General features: G+C 64.9%; 27 protein-coding genes. 16 read left to right on the top strand and 11 right to left on the bottom strand.

Features of this window, described 5'->3' with window-relative positions; translation table 11 throughout:
* Positions 1-7 precede the first annotated feature (7 nt).
* A complete protein-coding gene (locus tag CFE28_01665) occupies positions 8-1,477 on the top strand; it encodes an FAD-containing monooxygenase EthA (GenBank protein OYU68813.1) in 1,470 nt (489 codons plus the stop codon).
* Here CFE28_01665 and CFE28_01660 read toward each other — a convergent pair.
* From CFE28_01660 to CFE28_01645, 4 genes are all read right to left on the bottom strand, one after another.
* Entirely contained in the window at positions 1,474-1,926 is a 453-nt protein-coding gene (locus CFE28_01660; GenBank protein ID OYU68812.1) for a peroxiredoxin, read from the bottom strand. The genes CFE28_01665 and CFE28_01660 overlap by 4 nt on opposite strands.
* 1 nt (position 1,927) lies before the next feature.
* Positions 1,928-3,715, bottom strand: coding sequence for an acyl-CoA dehydrogenase (locus CFE28_01655; GenBank protein OYU68811.1), 1,788 nt, complete (start codon positions 3,713-3,715; stop codon positions 1,928-1,930).
* A 68-nt stretch (positions 3,716-3,783) separates the two neighbouring features.
* Positions 3,784-4,257 (bottom strand): transcriptional regulator, encoded by a 474-nt coding sequence (locus CFE28_01650; protein OYU68810.1) that lies wholly within the window; start codon positions 4,255-4,257, stop codon positions 3,784-3,786.
* Between the two features lie 82 nt (positions 4,258-4,339).
* On the bottom strand, positions 4,340-6,031 hold the full coding sequence (locus CFE28_01645; protein ID OYU68809.1) for a lysine--tRNA ligase: 1,692 nt from the start codon (positions 6,029-6,031) through the stop codon (positions 4,340-4,342).
* A gap of 100 nt (positions 6,032-6,131) precedes the next feature.
* Here CFE28_01645 and CFE28_01640 point away from each other — a divergent pair, with 100 nt between their 5' ends.
* Entirely contained in the window at positions 6,132-7,151 is a 1,020-nt protein-coding gene (locus CFE28_01640) for a phosphonate ABC transporter substrate-binding protein (protein OYU71503.1), read from the top strand.
* On the opposite strand, the gene CFE28_01635 is transcribed toward CFE28_01640, so the two are convergent.
* The 3 genes from CFE28_01635 to CFE28_01625 form a co-directional block, all read right to left on the bottom strand.
* Positions 7,131-7,547 (bottom strand): thioesterase, encoded by a 417-nt coding sequence (locus tag CFE28_01635; GenBank protein OYU68808.1) that lies wholly within the window; start codon positions 7,545-7,547, stop codon positions 7,131-7,133. The genes CFE28_01640 and CFE28_01635 overlap by 21 nt on opposite strands.
* On the bottom strand, positions 7,544-7,954 hold the full coding sequence (locus CFE28_01630) for a thioesterase (protein ID OYU71502.1): 411 nt from the start codon (positions 7,952-7,954) through the stop codon (positions 7,544-7,546). Before CFE28_01630 ends, CFE28_01635 begins: the two co-directional genes overlap by 4 nt.
* Positions 7,955-8,047: 93 nt before the next feature.
* Positions 8,048-8,587 carry a D,D-heptose 1,7-bisphosphate phosphatase gene (locus CFE28_01625; protein ID OYU68807.1) on the bottom strand — a complete coding sequence of 180 codons (540 nt, stop codon included), beginning with the start codon at positions 8,585-8,587 and terminating at the stop codon, positions 8,048-8,050.
* Positions 8,588-8,641: 54 nt separating this feature from the next.
* Here CFE28_01625 and CFE28_01620 point away from each other — a divergent pair, with 54 nt between their 5' ends.
* The 5 genes from CFE28_01620 (at position 8,642) to CFE28_01600 (ending at position 14,030) form a co-directional block, all read left to right on the top strand.
* The gene (locus tag CFE28_01620; GenBank protein ID OYU68806.1) at positions 8,642-10,504 is read left to right on the top strand and encodes an ABC transporter ATP-binding protein; all 1,863 of its coding nucleotides are present in this window, start codon (positions 8,642-8,644) and stop codon (positions 10,502-10,504) included.
* A gap of 71 nt (positions 10,505-10,575) precedes the next feature.
* A complete protein-coding gene (locus CFE28_01615) occupies positions 10,576-11,658 on the top strand; it encodes a cellulose biosynthesis protein CelD (protein OYU68805.1) in 1,083 nt (360 codons plus the stop codon).
* Between the two features lie 78 nt (positions 11,659-11,736).
* Positions 11,737-12,957 carry a threonine ammonia-lyase gene (locus CFE28_01610; protein OYU68804.1) on the top strand — a complete coding sequence of 407 codons (1,221 nt, stop codon included), beginning with the start codon at positions 11,737-11,739 and terminating at the stop codon, positions 12,955-12,957.
* Positions 12,954-13,451 (top strand): peptidylprolyl isomerase, encoded by a 498-nt coding sequence (locus tag CFE28_01605; GenBank protein ID OYU68803.1) that lies wholly within the window; start codon positions 12,954-12,956, stop codon positions 13,449-13,451. Before CFE28_01610 ends, CFE28_01605 begins: the two co-directional genes overlap by 4 nt.
* Positions 13,452-13,454: 3 nt before the next feature.
* Positions 13,455-14,030, top strand: a complete 576-nt coding sequence (locus CFE28_01600) for a cysteine methyltransferase (GenBank protein OYU68802.1) — start codon at positions 13,455-13,457, stop codon at positions 14,028-14,030.
* Here CFE28_01600 and CFE28_01595 read toward each other — a convergent pair.
* On the bottom strand, positions 14,027-14,305 hold the full coding sequence (locus tag CFE28_01595; GenBank protein OYU68801.1) for a hypothetical protein: 279 nt from the start codon (positions 14,303-14,305) through the stop codon (positions 14,027-14,029). The two genes, CFE28_01600 and CFE28_01595, sit on opposite strands and share 4 nt — an antisense overlap.
* Positions 14,306-14,382: 77 nt before the next feature.
* On the opposite strand from CFE28_01595, the gene argE reads away from it, so the two are divergent.
* Positions 14,383-15,546 carry an acetylornithine deacetylase gene (argE, locus tag CFE28_01590; protein OYU71501.1) on the top strand — a complete coding sequence of 388 codons (1,164 nt, stop codon included), beginning with the start codon at positions 14,383-14,385 and terminating at the stop codon, positions 15,544-15,546.
* Here the strand turns inward: argE and CFE28_01585 are convergent.
* Entirely contained in the window at positions 15,512-16,552 is a 1,041-nt protein-coding gene (locus CFE28_01585) for a glycosyl transferase (protein ID OYU68800.1), read from the bottom strand. The genes argE and CFE28_01585 overlap by 35 nt on opposite strands.
* Positions 16,553-16,583: 31 nt before the next feature.
* On the opposite strand from CFE28_01585, the gene rfbC reads away from it, so the two are divergent.
* The 5 genes from rfbC (at position 16,584) to CFE28_01560 (ending at position 21,023) form a co-directional block, all read left to right on the top strand.
* Positions 16,584-17,141: a dTDP-4-dehydrorhamnose 3,5-epimerase gene (gene rfbC / locus CFE28_01580; protein OYU68799.1), complete on the top strand. Its 558-nt coding sequence runs from the start codon at positions 16,584-16,586 to the stop codon at positions 17,139-17,141.
* 2 nt (positions 17,142-17,143) lie between these two features.
* Entirely contained in the window at positions 17,144-17,977 is an 834-nt protein-coding gene (locus CFE28_01575; protein ID OYU68798.1) for an acyl-CoA thioesterase II, read from the top strand.
* A 36-nt stretch (positions 17,978-18,013) separates the two neighbouring features.
* Positions 18,014-19,486, top strand: a complete 1,473-nt coding sequence (locus CFE28_01570; GenBank protein ID OYU68797.1) for a hypothetical protein — start codon at positions 18,014-18,016, stop codon at positions 19,484-19,486.
* An 81-nt stretch (positions 19,487-19,567) separates the two neighbouring features.
* Positions 19,568-20,380, top strand: a complete 813-nt coding sequence (locus CFE28_01565; protein ID OYU68796.1) for an enoyl-CoA hydratase — start codon at positions 19,568-19,570, stop codon at positions 20,378-20,380.
* Positions 20,370-21,023, top strand: a complete 654-nt coding sequence (locus CFE28_01560) for a glutathione S-transferase (protein ID OYU68795.1) — start codon at positions 20,370-20,372, stop codon at positions 21,021-21,023. The genes CFE28_01565 and CFE28_01560 overlap by 11 nt, the downstream gene beginning before the upstream one ends.
* A 48-nt stretch (positions 21,024-21,071) precedes the next feature.
* Here the strand turns inward: CFE28_01560 and CFE28_01555 are convergent, their stop codons facing one another.
* Positions 21,072-22,073 (bottom strand): NADPH:quinone oxidoreductase, encoded by a 1,002-nt coding sequence (locus CFE28_01555; GenBank protein OYU68794.1) that lies wholly within the window; start codon positions 22,071-22,073, stop codon positions 21,072-21,074.
* 179 nt (positions 22,074-22,252) lie between these two features.
* Here CFE28_01555 and rlmN point away from each other — a divergent pair, with 179 nt between their 5' ends.
* The 3 genes from rlmN (at position 22,253) to CFE28_01540 (ending at position 24,767) form a co-directional block, all read left to right on the top strand.
* Complete coding sequence (gene rlmN / locus CFE28_01550) at positions 22,253-23,428, top strand: 23S rRNA (adenine(2503)-C(2))-methyltransferase RlmN (GenBank protein OYU68793.1); 1,176 nt, start codon at positions 22,253-22,255, stop codon at positions 23,426-23,428.
* Positions 23,429-23,495: 67 nt separating this feature from the next.
* Positions 23,496-23,924, top strand: a complete 429-nt coding sequence (locus tag CFE28_01545; protein OYU68792.1) for a hypothetical protein — start codon at positions 23,496-23,498, stop codon at positions 23,922-23,924.
* A 9-nt stretch (positions 23,925-23,933) separates the two neighbouring features.
* Complete coding sequence (locus CFE28_01540) at positions 23,934-24,767, top strand: serine protease (GenBank protein ID OYU68791.1); 834 nt, start codon at positions 23,934-23,936, stop codon at positions 24,765-24,767.
* 111 nt (positions 24,768-24,878) lie between these two features.
* Here the strand turns inward: CFE28_01540 and CFE28_01535 are convergent, their stop codons facing one another.
* Positions 24,879-26,582 carry a permease gene (locus CFE28_01535; GenBank protein OYU68790.1) on the bottom strand — a complete coding sequence of 568 codons (1,704 nt, stop codon included), beginning with the start codon at positions 26,580-26,582 and terminating at the stop codon, positions 24,879-24,881.
* Positions 26,583-26,626 lie beyond the last annotated feature (44 nt).

Genomic DNA, 26,626 nt, shown 5'->3' with positions numbered 1-26,626 from the left:
CTCCCCCATGCCCACCGAACACTTTGACGTCGTCATCATCGGAGCCGGCCTGTCCGGCGTCGGCGCGGCCCATCACCTGCAGACCAACTGCCCGGACCGATCCTATGTCATCCTCGAGGGGCGGCAGGCGATCGGCGGGACCTGGGACCTGTTCCGCTATCCAGGCATCCGGTCGGACAGCGACATGTACACCCTGGGCTATGCCTTCAAGCCCTGGACCGAGGCCAAGGCGATTGCTGACGGGCCTTCCATCCTGAAATACGTGCGCGATACGGCCAAGGACGAGGGAATCGAGCCCCACATCCGGTTCGGACACATGGTCCAGAACGCCTCCTGGTCGTCGTCGGACGCCCTCTGGACCGTTGAGTCCCAGGTTGATGGCAAGCCGGTCCAGGTGACCTGCCAGTTCCTGTTCCTGTGCGGCGGCTATTACAATTACGACAAGGGCTATACCCCGGACTTCCCCGGCGCCAAGGACTTCAAGGGCGCCCTGGTCCATCCCCAGCACTGGCCGGAAAACCTGGAATATGCCGGCAAGCGGGTGGTGGTGATCGGGTCAGGCGCCACGGCCGTGACCCTGGTGCCGGAAATGGCAAAGACCGCGGCCCATGTCACCATGCTGCAGCGCTCGCCCACCTATGTGGTGTCGCGCCCCGCCGAGGACGCCATGGCCAACAAGCTGCGCAAGTGGCTGCCCTCCATGCTGGCCTACCAGATCATCCGCTGGCGCAATGTGCTGGGGGGCATGTTCTTCTACCGGATCGCCCGCAACCGGCCCGACCGGACCAAGCAAGGCATCATCGACATGGTGAAGGCCGAGCTGGGCCCGGACTATGACGTGGCCACCCACTTCACGCCCAAATACAATCCGTGGGACCAGCGCCTCTGCCTGGTGCCGGACGCCGACCTGTTCAACGCCATCAAGTCGGGTGCGGCCGAGGTGGTCACCGACCATATCGAGACCTTCACCCCCACCGGTATCAAGCTGAAGTCCGGCGCCGAGCTGCCGGCCGATGTGATCGTCACGGCGACGGGTCTGAACCTGCAGGTGCTCAATGGCCTGAAGCTGACCGTGGACGGCCAGGCGGTCGATCCCGGGACCAGCCTCAGCTACAAGGGCATGATGTATTCCGATGTGCCGAACCTGGCGTCGTCCTTCGGCTACACCAATGCGTCCTGGACCCTGAAGTGCGACCTGACCTGCGAGTATGTCTGCCGACTTCTGAACCACATGAAGAAGACGGGCCTGCAGCAGGCTACCCCGAGGAACAATGATCCGGACATGGGCCTGGAGCCCTGGCTCGACTTCTCGTCCGGATATGTCCAGCGCTCCATCGCCGCCTTCCCCAAGCAGGGATCCAAGGCGCCGTGGAAGCTGCACCAGAACTATGCCCGGGACATGATGAGCCTGCGCTATTCGACCCTGGAGGACGGGGTGCTGGAATTCTCCAATCCGCGCCGACGCAACGCCGCCTAACCTATGACCACCTCGGTGGTCACCGAGTTGGCGATGTAACATTCCTCGTGGGCGGCATGGTGGAGGTCCACCAGCTGATCCGGCGTGGGCGCGGGACCGGCCCAGGCGATGTCGGGCTTGAGCCAGACCCGGGTCACGCCCAGCCGGCCCGGAGCTATCTCTTCCATGACGCCCTCGGCGTGGTCGGCATAGCTGGCCACGGAAAACCCGGCCAGCCGCGCCTTGTGCAGGAAGGTCAGCATGTGACAGTTGGACAGGGCCGCCACCAGCAATTCCTCGGGATCCACGGCAGCGGGATCGGCCCACTTGCCCACCACGTGGGGTGAGGCCGAAGCCGGCATGGTGACGCCGCCGTCAAAGCTGATCGTGTGGGCCCGGCTGTAGCGGCCATTGGCGAAGTCTTCGCCCTCCTTCAGGCTCCACAGGACGTCGGCCGTGTAGCGGGCCATGTCAGAAGGCGTCCGCCGGAAGGGCCATCATCAACTCTGATCCGGTCTTCAGCTTGGCCAGATGGCTGCCCGTGTCCGGCAGGACACGTTCCAGGAAGTAGCGGCCGATGACCAGCTTGTTGGCATAGAAGGGATCGGTGTCCCCGGCCGCAATCTTCGCCTGGGCCGCCTGGGCGATCCTGGCCCACATATAGGCCAGGGCGGTCAGGCCAAAGAGGTGCATGTAATCCGTCGAGGCGGCGCCGGCATTGTCGGGATTGGCCAGGCCGTTCTGCATCAGCCACATGGTGCCGTCCTGCAGCTGGACCTTGGCGGCGGCCAGGCCTTCGACGAAGGGCTTGAGGGTCGGGTCCTCGCCATGTTCGGCCACATAGGCGTCGATCTCGGCGAAGAAGCTCATCACCGCCCGGCCACCGTCCGCGGCCAGCTTGCGGCCCACCAGGTCCAGGGCCTGGACGCCGTTGGTGCCCTCATAGATCAGGGAAATGCGCACATCGCGCATGTACTGGCTGGCGGGGAAGTGCTCGGTAAAGCCCGAGCCGCCGTGGATCTGCAGGGCATCGGAACAGACCTTCAGACCGCGGTCCGTCAGATAGCCCTTCACCACCGGGGTCATTAGGGCCATGTAGTCGCCCGCCTTCTGGCGCACGGCCTCGTCGGGGTGGGAATGGGCCAGGTCGCCATGCAGGGCGGTCCAGAACAGGAAGGCCCGGCCAGCCTCGATGACGGCCCGGCTGTCCATGAGCATGCGGCGGACGTCCGGATGGACGATGATGGGATCGGCGGGACCCTCAGCGTTCTTGGGTCCGGTCAGGGAACGCCCCTGCAGCCGGTCCTTGGCGAAGGCGGCGGCCGCCTGATAGGCGATTTCGGCCTGGGCTATGCCCTGAAGGCCCACCCCGATCCGCGCCTCGTTCATCATGACGAACATGATGCGCAGGCCCTGGTTCTCGACCCCCACCAGCCAGCCCTTCGCCGCTTCATGGCGCATGACGCAGGTGGCGTTGCCGTGAATGCCCATCTTTTCTTCAAGGCCGTCGCAGTAAACGCTGTTCCGCTCACCCGGATTGCCCTCGGCGTCCGGCAGGAATTTCGGGACGATGAACAGGGAAATGCCGCGAACCCCTTCCGGGGCGCCTTCGATGCGGGCCAGGACCAGGTGGACGATGTTTTCGGCCAGGTCGTGTTCGCCGCCGGATATCCAGATCTTGGTGCCCGAGATCCTGTAGCTGCCATCCCCCTGAGGAACCGCCTTTGTGCGCAGCAGGCCCAGATCCGTGCCGCAATGGGGCTCGGTGAGGTTCATGGTCCCGCCCCACTGACCCGAGGCCAGCTTGGGCAGGTAGAGATCCTTCTGGTCCTGGGAACCCCCGGCCAGAATGGCGGAATAGGCGCCGTGGGTCAGGCCGGGATACATGCCAAAGGCCATGTTGGCCGACGAGGTCATCTCCGTGAAGGACAGGTTGATCACATGGGGCAGGCCCTGTCCGCCATAGGCGGGCTCGGCGCCCAGGGCGGGCCAGCCGCCCTCGACCAGCTTGGCATAGGCTTCCTTGAAGCCCTTGGGGGTGGTCACCGTATGGTCAGGGGACCAGTGACAGCCCTCCTTGTCGCCGACCGCGTTCAGGGGAGCCAGGACCTCGGCGGTGAACTTGCCGGACTCTTCGATGATCTGCGACACCACATCCATGGGCGCCTCGGCAAAGCCCGGCAGGTCGCCGTACTGATCGATATTGAGGATATCGGCCAGGATGAAGGTGTGGTCGCGAACGGGGGGCTGGTAGGTCATGGGCGCTCCATATGTGTCACAGACACACTAGAGCATAGTCCCGATGCCAGGGGCCAGATACCCGGACGCTATTTGGCGTGTTCGAGATCGCCGAGCCGCGCCCGCAGGACCTGATCATAGTCCGCCGCCTGGGGCAGGAGATCAGGGCGGGTCTGGGCCAGGTGGGCCTCCAGCCGCTTGCTGGCTTCTTCCAGCTCCAGAATGGCGTTGTCGATGTCGTCCCGCTGGGCCTGCAGGGCGACAATGCGCTGGCGGAACTTGCCAAGGGACTTGGCGTTCTGGGTGGCGCCGCCGTCGTCCACTTCATAGAGGTCGAGGATTTCGCCGATTTCGGCCAGGGCCAGACCGACGCGCTTGCCCCGAAGGATCAGCTGGAGCCGGGCCCGGTCGCGATAGGAATAGACCCGGTTCATGCCGTCCCGGGCCGGGGTCAGCAGACCCTTGTCCTCATAGAAGCGCAGGGCGCGGGGTGTGCATTTGAATTCCTGGCAGAGCTGCCGGATGGTGAAGGTGCGAGCCGGACGGCGCAGATCATTAGGCACTGGAACTTCCTCCCCGAAGGTCTTCTTACCTTCCCGGAGCGTAAGCCTGCCTTCCGTGCGCGTCAATATGATCGTTGATCACCTATCCCTCGCTGACGAGACTCCCGGACAGGGCGCGATCAATCAGGTCAAGGGTGCGGTCCAGCCCGAAAATGGCGGCGAAGGAGCCGAAGCGTGGCCCCTGGCTCTGTCCCAGAAGGACCTCATAAAGCGCCGTGAACCACAGGCGCAGGGGCTCGAAGCCCGCCGCCTTGCCGGCTTCATAGACCTCGGCCTGGATCAGCTCGGCGTCCTGGCAACCGGCAGGCAGGGCCCGGAACCGGGCGGCCAGATCCTCGATGGCCGCCCGCTCCATGGCGTCGGGCGCCCGGAAGCGCTTGTTCGGCTTTACGAAGTCCTCGTAGTAATTGATCGCATAGTCGGCCAGCCGGTCCAGCAGGGGCTGGGTTTCCGCTGTCGCCCCGGGGATATAGGTCCGGATGAAGCCCCAGAGGATGTCCTTGGTGGAGGCGTCGGCGGCCGACACCAGATTCAGCAGCAGGGAGAAGGAGACCGGCGAACCGGACTCCGGCGGCGCGCCGCGATGGACATGCCAGGCCGGATTGTCGATGCCCGGTGCGTTGGATCCGTCACTGCGTGCGCGGTTGAAGGCGTCCAGCTGCTGCAGGTATTCGTCCGTCGCCTTGGGGATGACGTCGAAATACAGCCGCTTGGCCGACTTGGGTGACTGGTACATGTAATAGGCGAGGCTCTCGGGCGCGCCATAGCGCAGCCACTCCTCCATGGTCAGGCCATTGCCCTTGGACTTGGAGATCTTCTGGTTGTTCTCGTCCATGAAGAGCTCGAAGTGGAAGGCCTCGGGCGGTGTCCCGCCCAGAACCTTGACCAGCTTGTTGGACACCCGGACGCTGTCCACCAGGTCCTTGCCCGACATTTCGTAATCAACTTCGAGCGCGGTCCAGCGGGCGGCCCAGTCCGGGCGCCACTGCAGCTTCACATGGCCGCCGGTGACCGGGACCTCGGTCCGGGTTCCGTCCTCATCGGCGAAGACAATGGTCCCGCGCTCGACATTGCGTTCCAGGGTCGGCGCCTGCAGCACCCGACCGGACTTGGGACTGATGGGCAGGAAGGGGGAATAGGTGGCCCGACGCTCTTCGCCCAGGGTAGGCAGCATGACCCCCTGGATGGCGTCGAACCGCTCCAGGATCCGCAGCAGAACCCTGTCCAGCTGGCCGGACTGATAGGTCTGTGTCGACGACATGAAGTCATAGTCAAAGCCGAAGCCGTCCAGAAAGGCGCGCAGGCGGGCGTTGTTGTGGGCGCCGAAGCTCTCGTACTCGCCGAAGGGGTCGCGGACCCGGCTGACCGGCTTGTCCCGGTCTTCCTCGAGCATGTCGCGATTGGGCACATTGTCCGGAATCTTGCGGAAGCCGTCCATGTCGTCGGAGAAGACAATCAGCTTGGTGGGAATGGCGTCGTCGGTCAGGGCGCGGAACGCGTTGCGCACCATGGTCGGCCGGGCCGCCTCGCCGAAGGTGCCCATGTGCGGCAGGCCTGAGGCGCCGAAGCCGCACTGGAAGACCACCGGCCGGCGAAGGGCTTCGAAGGTCGCCGCCGCCTCTGCGGCCTTGCCCTCGAGGATCAGCGATGCAGCCAGGTCGCGCTCGCCGTCGGAGAGGCGCAGGCGCAGAATGCGTTCGAGCAGAAGCCGGGCCTGTTCGAAGGGCCAGCTCTTGGCGTCGCGGGCGGAATGGGAGAGACCTTGCAGAGACATGGTCCGCGCGTTAGCCCTCAATGACGACGGCCTCAAGCACACATTTCATTTGTGCATGCATCAAGGCCGTCGCGGACCGGGCCCTGGAAAGCAGAACATCATGAATATCCAAGCCAAGACAGCACGGAAACCAGCCCTTGCCCTGGCCCTCCTCCTGGCCCTGGCGGCCTGCGGCAAACCGGCGAAGGAAGTGGAGTCCACCGACACCGTCCGCTTCTCCATCATGTCCACCGAGAACGCCCAGGCGGCGCAGAAGTCCTGGGCGCCTTTCCTGGCCGACATGGAAAAGGCCACCGGCCTGAAGGTCGAGCCCTTCTTCGGATCCAACTACACCGCCCTGATTGAGGCCATGCGCTTCAAGCAGACCGAGATGGGCTGGTTCACCAACCAGTCGGGCCTGGAAGCCGTGCGCCGGTCCGGCGGGGAAGTCTTCGCCCGAACCTCAAAGCCCAGCGGGCCTGATGGCTATCAATCCGTCATCATCGTGAAAAAGGGCAGCGGCCTGACCCTGGACAGGATCATGGCCTGTGACCGGACCCTGAACTTCGCCATGGGGGACGCCAAGTCCACCTCGGGCACCCTGGCGCCCATGACCTACCTTTTTGCGCCCAGGAACCAGACCCCCGCCGGCTGCTTCAAGACCGTGAAGAGCGCCAATCATGAGGCCAATCTCTTCGCCGTCGCCATGGGCCAGGTGGATGCGGCCACCAACAACACCCAGTCCATTATCCGCCTGTCCACCAAGACCGAGCCTGCGGCGAAACAGACCCTGGCCAATATCGAGGTGATCTGGACCTCGCCCACCATTCCGGAAGACCCCATGGTCTGGCGCAAGGATGTGCCCGAGTCCGTCAAGGCCAAGGTCCGCGCCTTCATCTTCTCCTATGGCGTCGGCGATACCCCCGAAGCCGTCCGTCAGAGGGAGATCCTGAAGGGCATTGAGACCGGTCCCTTCAAGGTCGCCGACAACAGCCACCTCCTGCCCGTCCGGGAGATGGAGGCGACCGAGGCCCTGATCGAAGCGGGCAACAGGCAGGACGCCGAGGCCAGGGCCAGGGCCCAGGCCGACCTCGACGCCATTCACGCCGAGCAGAAGGCCCTAGCTCTCGCGCCCAAGTAGGAAATGCCCGCGCAGGGCGGCGATGGGTTGATCCCGGGACTCCTGCCAGGCCTCGACCTGGACATTGGCGATGCGCCGACCGACCTTTTTCAGATGGGCGCTGACAAGGGTGGTCTGGGGCCGCCCGGGCCTCAGATATTCGATCGTGACGTCGATGGTCTGGTGCGGACTCAGCCTTGGGTGAACCAGGGTCAGCCGGGACAGGGCTGACAGCTCCATGATGGCGCCAATGACGCCGCCATGCAGGGCCGGCAGGGCCGTATTGCCGATCAGGTGGGGCGAGAAGGGCAGCGCCAGGACCACTTCGCCCTCCACGGCGTCGGCCTTCGCCCCCAGGAACCGGGCATAGGGTCGGGCGTCCAGATAGGCCTGCAGGCGGGCAATCTTCTCGTTCACGACGCAGGCCTCGGTGATTGGGGGCCGTTCAGGACAAAGGCGGCCTGGACCGTGGCTATGGGATCCTCCGGACTGACGTCCCAGGCGCTGGCCCGGACAAAGGCGAGGGACTCTGTCGTCCGGTAGCAATGGGCCTCGACCATGACGCCGGCGCCCGGGGCTGCGGGGCGCAGGAAGTCGATCCGCAAGTCCAGCGTGGCGGTTGGAAACCGGTCCTCCTCGACGGCCGCCACCGCCATGCCGCAGCAATGGTCCGTCAGGGTAGTGATCACCCCGGAAGCCAGGGACTGCGAGCCGGCCTCCTCCACAAGGTCTTCCCGCCAGGGAACGCGCATGGAGGCCCGACCGGCGGCCATGCTGATGGCCTCAAAGCCCAGGGCGATGGCCTGCGGGGTCGAATTGGCCATCCGGGCGGCAATGGCGCTGTCGGGTGATGTTTCAGTCATGGGAACAGGATGGCGGTCATCAAACCCCGGGGTCAATCATCACCCGAGGTAAGCTCAGGGTAATTCCGGGCTCAGGAAGGCCATGAGATCGCCCCCGTCGAACAGCCTCGCCCGCACGCCAGCCCGCCGCCCGGCTTCCAAATCCCCATCCTTGTCGCCGACCATCAGGGATTTCCCCGGGTCAACAGGCCATTCCGCCATCGCCCGGAGCAGCATGCCGGGATTGGGTTTGCGATCCGGAGGGTCCGGATGGCGGTATCGGGGTTCGGCGGCCTCCGGGTGATCGGGACAATAATAGAAGGCGTCTACCCTTCCGCCGGATTCGGCCAGGGCGTCGGCCATTCGGCGATGGAGGGTCATGACATCGGCTTCGGTGTAATAGCCCCGACCGACCCCGGACTGGTTGGTCACCACAAAGACCAGCCAGCCAGCGCGGTTGAAGGCGGCGATGGCTTCCCGGGCGCCGTCAATCCAGGTGAAGTCCTCCCAGCGGTGGACATAGCCCCGGTCTTCGTTGAGCACGCCATCCCGGTCCAGGAACAGGGCCGGGCGGCGGATGGTCGGAAGGGAGGCGTCTGAGGTCACAGGCGTCATTCTAGCGAATTTGCGCGCCACGACCACGGTTTCATCTCTTCGGAAACTCAGACTATGGTCAGCGACTCAAGACCGTCCCCAGAGGTTTCCTTGGCCGAGCAAAATTCCGATCCAGTGCTGGTCCTGCAGGATCTGGTGGTGGATTTCGAAACCCACGACGGGATGGTGAACGCCGTGCGCGGCGTGTCCCTGTCGATCAATCCGGGCGAGACCCTGGGCGTGGTCGGCGAGAGCGGCTCGGGCAAGAGCCAGACCTTCATGGCGGTCATGGGCCTGCTGGCGCGGAACGGCCGGGCCTCCGGGTCCGCCCGCTTCATGGGCCAGGAACTGCTGGGCCTGAAGCCCCGGGAACTGAACCAGGTTCGTGGTTCGAAAATGACCATGATCTTCCAGGACCCGCTGACGGCCCTGACCCCGCACATGCGGATCGGCGAGCAGATCGCCGAACCCCTTCGCCTGCACAAGGGCCTCTCCGGCCGGGCTGCAGAAGCCGAGGCCAGGGCCTGGCTGGACCGGGTGCAGATTCCTGACGCCGCCCGGCGCATGACCCAGTTTCCCCATGAGTTGTCCGGGGGCATGCGTCAGCGGGTGATGATCGCCGCCGCCATGTCCTGCTCGCCCCGACTGCTGATCGCCGACGAACCCACCACGGCCCTCGATGTCACCGTCCAGGCCGAGATCCTCGACCTGATGGCGGAGCTGCAGAGGGAAACCGGCACGGCCATGGTGCTGATCACCCACGACATGGGTGTCGTCGCCCGACTGGCTGACCGGGTCTGCGTCATGAAGGACGGGGCCTATGTGGAGGAGGGGACGGCCGAAACCCTCTTCGCCGCACCGAAAGGCGACTATACCCGGACCCTGCTCAGCGCCATTCCGCGGCTGGACCGCCAGGACAGGGGTGGTCGCCCGGTCACAGCGCGGGTTCCTGACGACGCGCCGGTGGTGGTGTCAGGACAGGATATCAAGGTCTGGTTCCCGATGAAGCCCAACCGCTTCGGGGCGCCGGCCCAGGTATTGCGGGCTGTGGACGGTGTCAGCCTCGAGGTGCGTCAGGGCGAAACCCTGGGGGTGGTGGGCGAGAGCGGCTGTGGCAAGTCCACACTTTCCCGGGCCATTCTGAACCTCCTGCCGGCGACGTCAGGAACCGTGACGGTCCTTGGCCGCGACATTACCCACGCTGATCGGGAATCCCTGCGTCAGGCGCGACGGGACCTGCAGATCGTCTTCCAGGATCCCATGGCCAGCCTGGACCCCCGCATGACCATAGGCGACTCCATTGCCGAGCCCCTGCTGGTCTACCGGCCAGACCTCGCCCGTCGCGACAGGGACATAGAGGTGACCGCCGCCATGGCGGCGGCCGGCCTGTCCATTGATCTGATCAACCGCTATCCCCACGAACTGTCTGGCGGACAGAACCAGAGGGTCGGCATTGCCCGGGCGATGATCCTCAAGCCCCGTCTGGTCATCTGCGATGAGGCGGTTTCGGCTCTGGACGTCTCAATCCGGGCCCAGATCATCGACCTGCTGATCACCCTCCAGCAGCAGATGGGCATGGCGATGATCTTCATCAGCCATGACCTGGCTGTGGTCCGCGAGATCAGCCACAGGATCATGGTGCTCTATCTGGGTCGGGTGATGGAGCTGGCGGGCCGGGACCAGCTCTATGAAAGCCCGAAACATCCCTACACCAAGGCCCTGCTGTCGGCTGCGCCGATCGCCGATCCCAGGACCGAGCGCCAGCGTCAGAGACTCAAGCTTCCAGGGGTCATGGGAAGCCCCATGGATCTGGACAGCGCCCTGCGCTTCCTGCCCTCGGCTAGAACCCCCGGAACGTCGGGGCAAACCTATTTGCCAAGGCTTGTTGAGGTTGAATCCGGCCACTGGGTATCGGAGTTCGACGACGACCTGATCTAGCTGCGCCTAAATCTGGCGGAAAGATTTCAGGGTTAACAGTGAGACCTTTACTGGCTCAGGGGTCCCTTGCCTTGAATATCGAGATTGTCCGTCCTCAGGATTTGACGCCCGAAGACATTGCCCGTTGGGCAGACTTGCAGGCCCTCGACCTTTCCTTTGAGAACCCCTTCCTGTCTCCCTATTGGGCTCAGGCTGTCGAGCGGGCCCAGAGCCCCGGAAAATATGGGTTCAAGGTGGCGATCCTGCGGGAAGGCGGTCGCGCCGTCGGTTTTCTGCCCGCCAGGACCGGCGCCCTCACCGCCCTGCCCGTGGGCGCGCCCTTCTGTGATTATCAGGCTGTGGTCTGTGAGCCGGGTCTTGACTTCGATCCCGTGGAAATCATCCGCGCCCTCGGGGTCCACCGCTTTGACTTCACCTCGCTCCTGGCGAGCCAGGAGCCCATGGCCCGGTTTGGCAAGGACGCCACAGAGACGCGCCTGGTCGACCTGCCAAATGGATACGCCGCCTACGAGGCCGAGCAGAAATCCAGGGGCGCAAAGATTTTCAAGCGCCTTGGAACCTCCCGCCGGAACGCGGAAAGGAATTTCGGACCCCTGCGCTTCACGGCCATGTCACCCTCGGTGGAAATACTGGACCAGCTGATTGCGATGAAGTCCGGTCAGCTGAAGGAGACCGGGAAGTCGGATATCTTCGGGCCCCAATGGTCAAACAGCATGGTCCACGATCTCTTCAGGAGCGAGATACCCGATTTTGGCGCCTGTCTTTTCACCCTGCATGTGGGCGATGAACTGGCGGCCATTCATCTTCACCTCCGCAACCGCCGGGTCCTGAGCGGATGGCTGATCACCCATTTTGAAAAGTTCCAGAGCTTCTCACCCGGGGTCATCCTGTTTCAGGAAATCCTACGGTGGATGGAAACCGTCGGGCTTACCCGGCTGGATCTGGGCGCCGGGGATTATCAGTTCAAACGCGCCTTCGCCAACGCCACCCAGGGCGTAGTTTCAGGATCCATCGGCGTGCCATCCCCTGTGACCTGGATGCGCGAGGCGGCCTATGGCGCCGCAACCATAGCCGAAGCCCTGCCCCTGGGCAGGTTCTCCCATTATCCGGCGCGGGCGCGCCGTCGACTGGATGTGATCCGCAGCCTCCACTAGCGGCGCGACATTGCCGCAGAGGCCTTCCCCGTCTAGAGGTGGCCTCCTTCCAGCCTCCAGACCTCATCCGGCTCCGCCATGACCCTGACACTCGACGATATCCGCGCCGCTGCAGAGCGGGTGAAAGGGCGGGTTGAACGAACACCGCTCCGACATTCGCGGACCTTGTCGGAGATTACCGGGGCCGAGGTCTGGGTGAAGTTCGAGAACCTGCAGTTCACCGCGGCCTACAAGGAGCGCGGCGCCCTCAATACCCTCCTCCAGCTGTCCGACAACGAGGCCAAGCGGGGGGTCATCGCCGCCTCCGCCGGCAATCACAGCCAGGGCCTGGCCTATCATGCGGCGCGTCTGGGCGTGCCCGTGACCATCGTCATGCCGAAATCGACGCCCTTCGTGAAGGTCCAGCAAACCCGGGCCCATGGGGCCGAAGTGGTGATCGATGGCGATAGCTATGACGAATCCGCCGCCGTCGCCAAACGCATCTGCGACGAGCGGGAACTGACCTTTGTCCACCCGTTCAATGACCTGCAGGTCATGGCGGGTCAGGGCACGGTCGCCCTGGAAATGTTCGAGGACCAGCCTGACCTGGAAATCCTGCCCATTCCCATCGGCGGCGGCGGCCTCATCGCCGGCTGCGCCACGGCGGCCAAGTCGCTCAATCCCCATGTTAAGATCATCGGGGTAGAGCCGGCCATGTACCCGTCCTTCACCTCCAAGATGCGCGGCGTCGCCATGAGCGCCAGCGGCGGCGCTACAATCGCCGAAGGCATAGCCGTCAAGCAGGTGGGCGAGCTGAGCTACAGCATTGTCCGGCCGCTCATCGACGACATGCTGCTGATCGAGGAGCCCTATTTCGAGCGGGCTGTGGCCCTGTTCTGCAATGTGGAAAAGACCGTGGTCGAGGGCGCCGGCGCCGCTGCCCTGGCGGCCCTGCTGGCCTATCCCGACAAGTTCCGTGGCAAGAAGGTCGGGCTGATCATCACCGGCGGAAATATCGACACCCGGCTTCTGGCCTCGGTCCTGACCCGGGAACTGGTGCGCGAGCAGCGCCTGGTGTCCCTGCGGATCATCGGCGATGACCGCCCCGGCCTGCTGGCCACTGTCTCGGCGGTGATCGGCCAGATGGGGGCGAACATTGTCGAAGTGGCGCACAATCGCCTGGCCCTGGACGTTCCCGCCAAGGGCGCCGAGTTCGACATCTTGATCGAAACCCGCGACGCCCAGCATACTCAGGAAATCATGGAGGTCCTTCGCGAGAAGGGCTATCCGCCCCGCGCCCTGGAGAGCCTGGCCCGATGAACAGCCGCTGGATGATTGGCGCCCTCGCCGCCCTGGCCCTGGCTGCCTGCGCCCCTGACCGGGCGGCGATTACCGCCGCAGCCCAGGATGAGGGCCGGACCTTCCTGGCGGCCAACGCCAAGGCCCAGGGAGTGGTCACCCTGCCCTCCGGCCTGCAGTACAAGGTGGTCAAATCCGGCCCCGCCACTGGCGTGAAGCCCATGCGCGGCGATGAGGTGAAGGTCAATTACGAAGGCAAGCTCATTTCGGGCAAGGTCTTCGACTCGTCCTACGAGCGCGGAGTGCCCGCCGCCCTGCCCCTCGACGCCCTGGTTCCAGGCTGGATCGAAGCCCTGCAGCTCATGCGCCCCGGAGACGAGTGGATCCTCTATGTGCCGTCCAACCTCGCCTATGGGGACAATCAGGCTGGCGACATACCGCCCGGCAGCACCCTGATCTTCAAGATTGAACTCCTGGCCATCCTGCCAGGTCCCGGGCACGCCCAGCAGGGCTGATCCTTGACCCTGGCTTTCGCCCTCTTTGACACGGCGATCGGCAGGTGCGGACTGGTCTGGAATGACGTCGGACTGGCGGGGTCCTTCCTTCCGGCCCTGGAGCCCGACAGTCTTGAGCCTGCCATCCAGCGCCGGTTTCCACAGGCTGTTGAGGCGCCCCTGGGGGGTGAGGCCGCCATAGCAGCGACGCTGATCCAGGCGCTTTCGGAAACGGGGCGGGCTGATCTGACCGGTCTGCACCTGGACATGGATGGACAGGGCGAAACCTACCGCCGGATCTATGAGGTCGCCCGGATGATCCCGCCGGGCTCCACCCTGACCTATGGCGAGGTCGCGTCACGCCTTGGCGGGACGGCAGACGCCCGCACGGTCGGCCAGGCCATGGGCCGCAATCCATGGCCTATCATCGTGCCTTGCCACCGGGTGCTGGGCGCCGGCGGCAGGCTGGTGGGATTTTCCGCCCCCGGCGGGGTTGACACCAAACTCAGGCTTCTGGCCATCGAGGGCGCAAGGGTGGGCGATGCGCCTGGCCTGTTTGACGATCTCGGCGGCCTGCCGATCGGCGTCCGCAAGTCCTAGCCTGCAGGAAAGATCTCGTAGACCGTCCAGCGGTCGCCGAGGACCGGCGGGCATCCGGGGTCGAAGAAGATGTGCGCCCAGCCGTTCCAGAGACCGTCCGGGTCCCGGAACAGGTCAGTGTCGAAGAAGGCCAGGTTCTGGCCCCTGCGATGGGCCTCGGAAAGGCGCCGGGACAGCCAGATATCGAAGCTGCCGATCAGTTCACTGGAACAGACTCCATCACGGTCCGTCGGACCGGGCGCCTCGCGCCACCACTCTGAATGCCTGGTTTCCATGGAAGAAAACTAGGTTTTCCGGCGCCAAGAAGCCGATAAGACAGATGGTGAACTTTCGTTGACGACTGGACTTGCTGATGGCCCTTGCGACCCGCGCGATCGAGATCCTGGCCCGGTTGGTGTCCTTCGATACGACCTCCCACCTCTCGAACCTTGCCCTGATCGAGTGGGTGGAGGCCTATCTCAATGACCTGGGCATTGCCCACAGGCGGGTGGCGAGCGAGGACGGCGCCAAGTCCAACCTGATCGCCACCATCGGTCCGGACCTTGCCGGCGGGGTCGTGCTGTCGGGGCATACAGATGTGGTGCCGGTCGCCGGTCAGGCCTGGGACACCGATCCCTTCACCCTTACGGAAAAGGCCGATGGCCGGATCTATGGCCGGGGAACCTGCGACATGAAGGGATTCCTCGCCCTGGCCCTGGCGGCCGCCCCCGAGCTGGTCGCGGCAAACCTTCGCCGACCCGTCCACCTGGCCTTTTCCTATGACGAGGAAATCGGCTGCCTGGGCTCCCCCGCCATGATTGCGACCATTGCCGCAGAGGTTCCCGCACCGGCCTTCGTGGTGGTGGGCGAGCCAACAAACATGGAGGCGGTGAGCGGCCACAAGGGGATTTCCACCTACCGGGTTACGGTGACCGGCCATGAGGCCCATTCCAGCCTGACCCATCTGGGCGTCTCGGCGATCATGGAGGCCGTGCCCCTCCTGGCCGACCTGAAGGCCCTGGCTGACCGGCTGGAGAGGGAGACCGACCCTAATTCACCCTTCATGCCAGGCCACGCAACCCTGACCATCGGCCTGTTGAATGGTGGTACAGCCGGGAACATCCTGGCCCGGGAATGCAGCTTCCAGTTCGACCTGCGCTGCCCGGCCGGCCAGGAGCCGAACCTCATCCTTTCGGACTTCCGGGAGGCGGTCCAGAAGCTGGATCAGGCGCTGAAGGCCCGCTTCCCGGAATGCGGCGCCAGTCTTGTCCAGGGCGCGGGAACCCCGCCCCTGCGGCCCGAAATCGACGGCGAGGCGGAACGGTTCGCCCGGCGGATCACCGGCGACAATGGCCCGCAAAGGGTGGTGTCATACACCGCCGAAGCCGGGCAGTTCCAGGAAGCCGGGTTCTCGACAGTGATCTGCGGTCCTGGTTCCATCGAACAGGCTCACCAGCCCAATGAGTATGTCGAGCGACGCCAGATGGAGCGGGGCGCTGACTTCATGGCCCGGCTGATCGAGTGGGCCTGCGAATGACCACCCGTCTCAGGAGCAGGTCCAGGGGGTTCCAGGTCATGGCCCGGGCTATGTCCCACGAGGTCGCCCGGCGCTGAGCCTGTGTCTCCCGACGGGCGGCCAGGATCATGGCCAGGCCAGCCACGGCCGCCCTCGCCCCGCGCAGGGGTGCGGACAGTTCGCCCCGGGTCGCATGACGGGCGAAGAGGACCAGGGTGGTCAGGACATGCAGGGGCAGGGTCAGCCAGAACAGTACGGGCGGCGTGTTCTTGATGAAGACCCAGATGCGGTTCCGCGACCCATGGAAGACGGCGAAGTCTGACCGCGGTCCGCCGGTGGAGGCCGAGCCCACATGGCGGACCACCGCGTCGGGAACCACCCGGCTGGCCATGCCCGCCAGCCGCATGCGGTAGCCCAGGTCGACATCCTCGCAATAGCAGAACAGGCGCTCATCAAATCCGCCCAGATCCAGGAAGGTCTGACGGTCGATCAGCATGGCCCCGCCGCAGGTGGAAAAGGTCTCGCCGCCCTCGATGGCGCCGGGATCCGGACGACCATAGCCACCGCGATAGGGAAAGCCGGGGAGGGACATGACGTCCCCCATGCCATCCAGCCGGCCAGCATTGTCATCCATGTCCTGGCGGCAGCCGAAGGCCTTGATGTCCGGATGGACGCCCGCCGCCGCCAGCAGCCTATCCAGCCAGTCGGGCGCGGCGAAGGCGTCGGGGTTTATCAGGGCGAGCCAGTCGCCCAGGGCCTGGCCCGCGGCCAGATTGTTGCCCGCCGCAAAGCCGAGATTGGATCCGGCCTCGATCAGACGCACCTGGGGAAAAGCCCTGGCGGCCGCCTGGGGCGCGCCGTCGGTCGAGGCGTTGTCGACCATCAGGATCTCGAAATCGGTGAAGGTCTGGGCCGCTAGGGCGCTCAGGCAATGGTGGAGATGATCGCCGCTCTCATAGGCCACGATCAGGACCGAGACCGACGGATGTCGTTTCGCGGGCTTGTTTTTCGCGGCGTCTCGCGCCATCGGTCGCATCGCTTTCTGATCCAGAGGTCACATGACGACGTTTACGCCGCTCGCCATCCCCGATGTCCTGCTTATCACGCCCAAGCGCCATGGCGATGCCCGAGGCTGGTTCTCCGAGACCTGGAGCCGGAAAACCCTGGCCGCACACGGCCTGGACCATGACTTCGTTCAGGACAATCAGGCCTTCAACGCCAGGGCCGGCACGGTTCGCGGCCTGCACTTCCAGACAGCCCCCCACGCCCAGGCCAAACTGGTGCGCGCCCTTGCCGGCGCCATTCTGGACGTGGCCGTGGACATCCGCGCGGGATCTCCGACCTTCGGCAGATGGGTGTCGGCGCGCCTGACCGCCGAGGGGGGAGAACAACTGCTGGTGCCCCGGGGCTTCGCCCACGGCTATGTGACCCTGGGTCCTGACTGCGTCCTGGCCTACAAGGTTGACGGTGACTATGCCCCCAAGTGTGAGGGCGGCCTGCTCTGGAATGACCCGGACCTGAGCATTGACTGGGGCGTTGACGCCAGCGACGCCATACTGTCCGACAAGGACCTGGTCCTGCCCCGTCTCAAGGACCTTGCGCCGGTGAGTTTCTGACCATGACCGCGCCGAACGAGCTGCTCGACATCCTCAATCTGGAAACCCTGGACCTGGACATGTTCCGGGGTCAGACCCCCGGCGACGGTCACCGGCGGATCTATGGGGGCCAGGTGGTGGCCCAGGCCCTGGCCGCGGCCTACCGCACCATTGAGGGGTGCCATTGCCACTCCCTGCATTCCTATTTCATCCGGCCCGGGGACCCCAAGGTTCCCATCCTCTTCCAGGTGGACCGCGCCCGGGACGGCGGCAGTTTCGCCGTGCGCCGGGTGGTGGCCATCCAGCACGGCAAGCAGATCTTCAATCTGGCGGCCTCCTTCCAGACCCCGGAAACCGGGTTTGAACACCAGCTGCAGATGCCCCAGCCGCCAGAGCCGGAAACCCTGCTCAATGAGGAACAGCTCCGCGCCAAGGCCGGGCTGGACCCGGAAAGCCGCCGGATCTGGCCGGTCGAGGTCCGGCCCTGTGATCCGACGCCGCCGGGTTTCAAGGGCAAGCTGCCGCCCATTGACATGTGCTGGTTCCGGGCCCGGCAATCCCTGGGCGCGGATGTCGCCGCCAATCAGTGCGCCCTGGCCTATGGGTCTGACATGACCCTGCTGGACGCTTCCCTGCGTCCCCATGCGGTGGAGTGGGATTCAGGTCGCCTCCAGGTGGCCAGCCTGGACCACGCCCTGTGGTTCCACCATCCGTCCGATTTCTCCCAGTGGCACCTCTACGTCCAGGACAGTCCGTCAGCATCAGGTGGACGGGGCTTCAATCGCGGTTCGATCTTCACCCAGGACGGCCGGCTGGTCGCCTCGGCGACCCAGGAAGCCCTGATCCGCTATCGCTGATCCCTTGCCCTTTTCAGCGTTAGACGTCTCACTGTCATCGCCCTCGGATTCGAGCGGCGGGGAGCACGAGTTTTGAGTACCGACGCCGGCGCGAGACCACCGTTGAAGCTGAACGCCATTCTGGCGTTTTCCGCCGCGAACTTTCCCCTCGGGTGTCTGGCTGTCGCCGTCGCCGTCTATCTGCCCCCCTATTTCGCGAGCCATCTCGGGGTCAGTCTGGCGGCTGTCGGTGGGGCATGGGCGACAGTCAGAATGCTCGATCTGGTGGTTGATCCGGTGCTTGGCCTGGTCATGGATCGCACCCGGACACGGTTCGGACGCTACCGTCCCTGGATGGTCATCGGCGCACCCATCCTGATGGCCTCGGTCTACGCCCTGTTCATGGCGCCCCAGGGGGTCGGCTTCGGCTATCTGATCATCTGGCTGCTGATCTACTATCTGGCCACGTCCATCCTCGCCCTGGGGCATTCGGCCTGGGGGGCGACCCTTTCAACCCAGTATCATGAGCGCAGCCGGGTCTTCGGCATTGTCGCAGCCATCGGGGTGATCGGCGCCGTCATCATCCTGCTGATCCCGATCTTCTCGAAGGGCATGGGCTTTGGCGACGCCGCTTCGGTACCGCAGATGGGCTGGTTCATCCTGGCCATTTCGCCCCTGGCCATATTCTTCACCGTCGCCACCACCCCGGAGACCGTGAACCGCACACTGGGTAGCGAGCACTTTCAGATCCGCGATTATCTTTCCCTGCTGCTCAAGCCCGACCTCATGCGGCTGTTCCTGGCCCAGATGTGCCTGACCCTGGGCCCGGGCTGGATGAGCGCCCTCTACCTGTTCTATTTCACAGAGAGCCTGGGTTACACGCCGGCCGTCGCCTCCGGCCTGCTCCTGCTCTACATACTGGCTGGCGTTTTCGGCGCCCCACTCACCGCCAGACTCTCCCGCCGCCTTGGCAAGCACCGCACCCTCATGGTGACCACCACAGCCTATTCCCTGGGCCTCTGCACCCTGATGATCATTCCCAAGGGCAGTGTGATCGCCGGCCTCGCGCCCATGTTCTGGTGCGGCTTCATGGCCTCGGGTTTTGACCTGATGGTCCGGGCCATGCTGGCCGATGTGGGAGACGAGGTGCGGCTCGAACAGGGCAAGGAGCAGCTGAGCCTGATCTACGCCCTCAACACCCTGGCGGCGAAGATTGCCGGCGCCTTCGCCATCGGACTGACCTTCCCCCTGCTGGAGCGCCTGGGATATGTGGCGAAGGAGGGCGTGCGCAACACGCCCCAGGCCATCCACAACCTGGAACTGGCCTATATTGTCGGCCCGATCTTCTTTGTGATGCTGGGCGGGGTCTGTGTCATGGGCTGGCGTCTGACGGCGGAACGTCACGCGGAAATCCGTGAGGCCCTGGATGAAATCGACTCCAGCTTCCCGCCCTATGACGAAGCCCCCATACTGGAAAGCATCACTTCCCACCCCGGCCACGCCATTCTGCCCGATCGGGACAAGGACTGACGCCGGGTCATGGTGGCCGAGCGGGAATTTTCGTGACACCTTCCGCCGCAACAAACCGGAAAAGACTGCAGGGAGAACCCCATGGAAGACCGCATTCAACTGACCGTGACCGACGGCGTGGCTGACGTCCGCCTGGTCCGGGTGGACAAGATGAACGCCCTGGACGACGCCATGTTCCAGGCCCTGATCGACATGGGCGAGCGCCTGAAGACCGAGCCCGGCGTCAGGGCCATTGTGCTGTCAGGCGAAGGCCGCGGCTTCTGCGCGGGTCTGGACATGGGCAATTTCGCCCGCATGGCGGCGCCACCGGCCAATGCGAAGTCCACGAGCGACACCCTGGTGACGGCCAAGCGCACCCCGGGCGGCTCGAACCGGGCACAGCACGCTGTCATGGTCTGGCGGGAACAGACCGTCCCGGTGATCGCCGCAATTCACGGGGTCGCCCTTGGCGGCGGCTTCCAGCTGGCCCTGGGCGCTGACATCCGTTTCGTGACCCCTGACGTGAAGATGGCGGTCCTGGAGATCAAGTGGGGCCTGGTGCCCGACATGGCCGGCCTTGTCCTGATGAAGCGCCTGGTCCGCGACGATGTGGCCCGGGAGCTGACCTATACGGGTCGGGTCTTCAATGGCGAAGAAGCCCTGCAGATGGGCTTCGCCACCCGGGTCTGCGCTGACCCGCGGGCTGAAGCCCTGGCCCTTGCCGCAGAAATCGCCAGCAAGAACCCCCACGCCATCCGCGGCGCCAAGCGCCTGCTGGACCTGGCGCCCGACGCCAGCCCGGCGGACATCCTGATGGCCGAGAGCAAGGAACAGACCGCCCTGATCGGCTCGCCCAACCAGGTGGAAGCCGTCATGTCCAACATGCAGAAGCGCGCCGCCGTCTATGCCGACTAGGCCTGTCCTCTATCACTGCGCTGACGCCAGATCCTTCCGGGCCCTGTGGGCCCTGGAAGAGCTGGGGATTGCCTATGACCTGAAGCTCCTGCCCTTCCCGCCCCGCATGCTGGCGCCGGAATATCTCAAGGAGAATCCGCTGGGGACCATCCCCCTGCTGGTGGACGGCGATACCCGGATGACGGAGTCTGCAGCCATCATCCAGTATCTGGCGACCCGGTCGGGCCCTTCGGTCCTGTCCGTGGAGCCTGGGGATCCTGCCTATGGCGCCTGGCTGAACGGTCTGCACTTCGGCGAGGCGACCCTGACCTTCCCCCAGACCCTGGTGCTTCGCTACACCCGGCTGGAGCCAAAGGAGCGGCGCAATCCTCAGGTGGCGGAAGACTATGCCAAATGGTTCATGGCCCGGCTGAGGGGCCTCGACGCGCGCCTGGCCGAGGGTGGCGGCTATTATTGTGGCGGCCGGTTTACGGGCGCGGACATTTCCGTGGCCTATGCCCTGCTGCTGGCGGAAACCCTGAACCTTTCAGAACGCTTCTCGCCGACCATAGCCGACTACTGGGCCCGGATGCAGGCCCGGGACGGCTTCAAGGCGGCCAAGAAGGCCCAGGCCTCGGACACTGCGCCGTCCTGGCAAGGCTGAAACAAGAGGCTGGCCGGACCGCCAATTCAACGGTCCGGCCAGATACTTCTAGTCGATGGTCACGACCACCTTGCCCATGGCCTTGCGGCTGCCCAGGTGTGCGATGGCGTCTGCGCCCTTCGACAGGGGGAAGCGCTCGGACACATAGGGCTTGATCTTGCCCTGGGCGTAGAGCTCGAGCAGTTCCTGGATGGACTTCTGGAAGAGATCCGGATTGCGCGCCGTCCAGTTGCCCCAGAACACGCCGACAATATCGCAGCCCTTGAGCAGGGCCAGGTTCAGCGGGATCTTCGGGATGTCGCCGGCGGCGAAGCCGATCACCAGATAACGGCCTTCCCAGGCGATGGAGCGCAGGGCCGGCTCGGCATAGTCGCCGCCGATGGCGTCATAGATCACGTCGGCGCCATTGGGGCCGCAGGCGTCCTTGAACAGCTGGCCCAGATTGCGCTGGCCTTCCTTGTCGAAGGGACCGCGGCCATAGACCACCCCGGAGTCAGCGCCATGGGCGATGGCCAGGTCGACCTTTTCCTGGGTGGAGCAGGCCGCAATGACCCGGGCGCCCGCCGCCTTGCCCAGTTCCACCGCTGACAGGCCGACCCCGCCGGCCGCGCCGAGAACCAGCATGGTCTCACCGGCCTTCAGGTGACCCCGGTCGTGGATGGCGTGATAGGAGGTACCATAGGTGAGGATGAAGGCGGCGGCCTCATCAAAGGGCATGGCGTCGGGGATCTTGGTCAGCCGGCCAGCCGGGCTGAGGATTTCCTCGGCCATACCGCCATTGCCGATCTGGGCCAGCACCCGGTCGCCGACCTTGATGCCGGTGACGTCGTCGGCCACGGCCTTGACGATGCCCGAGACTTCGCCGCCCGGGGCGAAGGGGCGCGGGGGCTTGGACTGATACTTGTCCTCGATCATCAGCACGTCGGGGAAATTGATCCCCACCGCCTTGACCGAAACAATGGCGCAGCCGGGCTTCAGCTCGGGCGCCGGGGTGTCCTCATAGACCAGGGTCTCAGGTCCGCCGGTCACCTTGCTCAAAATGGCCTTCATGTCTGTTTCTCCCCGGTGTTTTTCTGGGTTGTCGAAGTGAGGGCGGACGCTAGCCCACAGGCGAATGCGGCGGAAGAGGTCGGCCGAACATTTGTTTGAGGTCGTCGCCGGGGCGGGGCGATTTGGAAGCCGTGACACGATCGCCTATAAGGGGCCCTCCTCCCGACCGTGAGCCTGACTTGACCGTTACCCTCGACCTGTCCCGCGCAACCCCTGCCCGACCGGCCCTGCCGAATCTGGCGGGCCTGACGCGCCCGGCCCTGGCCCAGGCCCTGATCGAGTCCGGCATCGTCCGGCCGGACAAGGCGAAGATGCGCGCCACCCAGCTCTGGCGCTGGATCCACCACTATGGGGTGACCAGCTTCGAGGCCATGACGGACGTGGCCAAGGAAACCCGGGCTGAACTGGCCACGGCCTTCCGCCTGGACCGCCCCGAGATCGTTGAGCGCCAGGTGTCGAAGGATGGCACCCGCAAGTGGCTGATCCGCATGGCGCCGGGGATTGAGGTCGAGACAGTCTACATCCCCGACGTCGGCCGGGCCGGCGCCCTGTGCGTCTCCAGCCAGGTAGGTTGCACGCTGAACTGCACCTTCTGCCATACAGGCACCCAGGCTCTGGTGCGCAATCTGACCGCGGCGGAGATCGTCGCCCAGGTCCAGGTGGCGCGGGACGATCTTGGCGAATGGCCAAGCCCCAAGGCCGACCGGCTCCTGACCAATATCGTCTTCATGGGTATGGGCGAGCCGCTCTACAATCTCGACAATGTGGCGGACGCCATCGACATCATTTCCGACGGCGAAGGCATAGCCATCTCCAGGCGCCGCATCACCGTCTCGACCTCCGGCGTCCTGCCTGAACTCGAACCCCTAGGTCGACGCACCCAGGCGGGCCTGGCCATTTCCCTGCACGCCACCAATGACGAATTGCGCAATGTCCTGGTGCCGATCAACAAAAAGTACCCCATCGCCCAGCTGATGGCGGCTATCCGCGCCTATCCCGGCCTGTCCAACGCCAAGCGGGTGACCTTCGAATACGTCATGCTGAAGGGGGTGAACGACACCCCGGCCGAGGCCCTGGCCCTGGTCCGCCTGCTCAAGGGCATTCCGTCCAAGATCAACCTGATCCCGTTCAATCCCTGGCCCGGGACAGACTATGTCTGCTCGGACTGGAAGACCATTGAAGCCTTCGCCGCCATTCTGAACCGCGCGGGCTACGCCTCGCCCATCAGGACGCCCCGGGGGCGCGATATCCTCGCCGCCTGCGGTCAGCTGAAGAGCGAAAGCGAGAAGCTCAGGGCCAGCGCCCGTCGCAAGCTTGAACAGTCGACGGCCGATAGCGACATGGGGAACGACTGAGGCTTTCACCCCGGGGGCCAGGCCGTGTAAGACTGAGGGTCTTCCCCGGGTCCACAGACAGGTCCACATGCCGCATCAACTCCAGTCCCCCGAGCTGCAGGCCTTCGCTGCCGGGTTTCCGATCACCCTGCTGCATGGCGGGCTGACAGTCTTTTTCCTGATCCTCGGCGCAGCCCTCTACATATTGCTCACCCCTCACAGGGAAATCGCCCTGATCCGTGAAGGCAATGTTGCGGCGGCCATGTCCCTTGGCGGCGTACTTCTGGGCCTTGCCATTCCCCTGGCCATTTCCCTGACGGCCTCAACCTCGATTGTCGAGATCGTGATCTGGGGGGCCTCCACCGTCGCTGTGCAGCTTCTGGTCTTCCGGATCGTCGACCTGATCCTCCACGGCCTGCCCCAGCGGATTCAGGAAGGGGAGATGGCGTCAGCCACTCTTCTCGTTGCGGCCAAGCTCGCCACCGCCATCATTCTCGCCGCGGCCATGCGAGGCTAAGGAGCCCCGGTGCACTTCCCCCGCCTGCCAGACTGGTCAATCTATCTGGTCATTGTTGTTGCGCTGGTCGTGCTCGCCCTCGGGCGGCAGGAGCGGGTCAACGCGCCTCCGGCCCCGCCGCCCCTGCCCAATGAGCAGGGCCTGCTGCTGGGACCCGCCTCGGCCTTTGATCCGGCAGTTGTCGTGGACATGCCGGAAAAGACAAGACCCGCCGTGGGAACCGCATTTTCCATCGCCGACCGTGGGGTCTGGGTGACCGCCCGCCACGTGGTCGAAGGGTGCGCCAAGGTCGCCATTGTGGTGGGCGAGGGTCGGGGGGTCGCGGCCACCGTCCATATCGACCCCCGGGGCGACGCCGCCATTCTGACCACCGAAGGCGGCGCCTCGCCCCTGCCCCTTGGCCTGGACCGGGGATTGCGGCGTGGCGACCGGGCCTTCCATCCCGGCTTCCCCCAGGGGCGGCCCGGAGAGGCGACATCGCGGCTGCTGGGCCGTGAAAACCTGGTCATCCGCGGTCGGGGCGCCCGGACAGAACCGGTGCTGGCCTGGGCGGAGACAGGTCGCACTGAAAACCTGGTCGGGGATCTGGAGGGGCTGTCAGGCGCCCCGGCCCTGGACAGCGCCGGCCGTGTGATCGGGGTGACCGTGGCCGAAGCGCCTCGCAGGGGCCGGATCTACACCACGGCCCCGGAGACCCTTTCCCAGGCCATTACCTCTGCGCGCCAGGCGCCGGCGGGGTTCGCCACGGGTGAGGCGGTGACCCCCGGGAATTACGGGATTGTCGCCGATGACCTTCGCCGGGACCTGCGGGTGGCCAAGGTGATCTGTGTGTCGGAGACCTAGGGTCCTTCCCACCGGGGATGGTTCATCCTGAGTGGACAAGTAGGGCACTTGCCCAAAAACGACGACCCTGTTGATCCCGGTTGGCTTGATTCAAACCGACCAGGACAGGGTCTAGGTGCGGGTCATTTCTGCCTTTGCCGCCTGTCCCGCCACAATAAAGGACAGGGCGACGCCCACCATCCCGATCACCGCCGAATAGATGAAGAATACGAGATAGCCGGACCCCAGCGCCGCAGAAGAGACGTGGCTCTTTTCCATTGCCTGGGCATAGGCCTGTGGAGGCAGCTGCGTGAACAAGCCCCTCAACGCCGCAAAGGGTCCCGATGCCTCCGCGGCCGCCGCAGCCCCCTCGACGATGCGCCCTGATTGGGAAGCGATCAGCTTGCCGAGCAAGGCATAAAGCGACGAGAAGAGCGCATATTGCGTCGCCGTGAAGCCCTCCGCTGTCAGGCTGGACATATAGGCAATCAGGCAGGTGCCCGCGAATCCCGAGGCGATATTGTCGACACTGATAGCCACGCCCAGCGCCCATAATTGCGGCCCAACAGCCGCCAACCAGCCAAAGACCAGATTGCTGAGCGATCCGGCAAACGCCCCGATGATGAGCGAGCGCATCAATCCAAACCGGGCGATGCAAAAGCCGGCCAGCCCGACCCCGGCGATCGACATGATCACCCCAAGAACCTTACGCACCTCTGCGATCTGCAGCTTCTGGAAACCGAGATCCAGATAGAAGGGGTTCATGATGTTGAGCACAAAATCACTCAGCCGATAGAGGCAGATCAGCGCCAGGATCAGTCCTGCCGAGCGCCCATACCGCCCGAAGAAGTTTGCCAAGGGCTCCCCAAGCGCGACGCCCAGATAGCGCCCTGGCAAGGTCTTCCTGTTTGGCAAGGGCATGGCCGCCAGGACGATGACTGCACCGCCTGCCAGAACTCCGGCCAGCTGTAGGAAAACGCCCGTCGATTTTGCGGCCCAGGCCTCGGTCAGGCCAGTCGCCGCATCAGGCCCGGCGATCGGCGCAATACCTGCGGCCAGTATGGCGGCATTTCCCGCCAACCCTGAGCCCAGCACCAGCGCCCCGGCGACGAACATCAATCCTCTCAACAGCCACTCCAGGAGGTCACGCCCTGGGGCGGCCTCGATCCCATCGGTGGGGATAGCCCGGATCACACGCTGAGCCTCCCGTGGAGCCCCCAGCACCCCAAGGACCCCGATCACCATCAGGATCGACATCAGCGCATAGGAGGTGTTCCAACCGAGGGATTCTGAAAGAGCCAGCGGCACAACACCTGCCACGATCATGGCGATGCGATAGCCCCACTGATAGGCCGCCGCCAGGACCCCCTGTTTTTCGATGACCGCCGCCTCGATCCGCCAGGCATCAATAACGATGTCCTGGGTGGCCGACACAAAACCTACCAGCACGGCAAGGAGCGCCATCCAGCCGAGCCCGCCGACGGGATTGGAACCCGCAACCAGCCACAGGCCCAACATGATCAGGACCTGGCAAACAATCATCCAGGAGCGGCGATGCCCAAGCCGCGCGGTGAGGACTGGAATCACCGTGCGGTCCACCAAGGGCGCCCACAGGAACTTCAAGGAGTAGGCCAGGGTCGCCAGGCCGAAGAAGGCGATCACTTCCAGCGACAGGCCTGCATCCCGGAGCCAGGCCGAGAGGGTGTCAAAGATCAGCAGGTTTGGCAGGCCCGAAGCAAAGCCCAGGGCCAGCATCACCAGGGATTGCCGCTCACCATAGGCTGCCAGAGCCTTGCCAATACTCCGCTTTGGCTGATCGTCTGGCAGTGGGCTCATTCGGCGACTCCTTGGCTGAACCTGGCCAGGAAAAGCTCACCCCT

Source organism: Alphaproteobacteria bacterium PA2 (assembly GCA_002256425.1).
GTDB lineage: Bacteria > Pseudomonadota > Alphaproteobacteria > Caulobacterales > Caulobacteraceae > Phenylobacterium.
The sequence above is the reverse complement of the archived record's forward strand: the minus strand, read 5'-3'. Positions and strand labels throughout refer to the sequence as shown.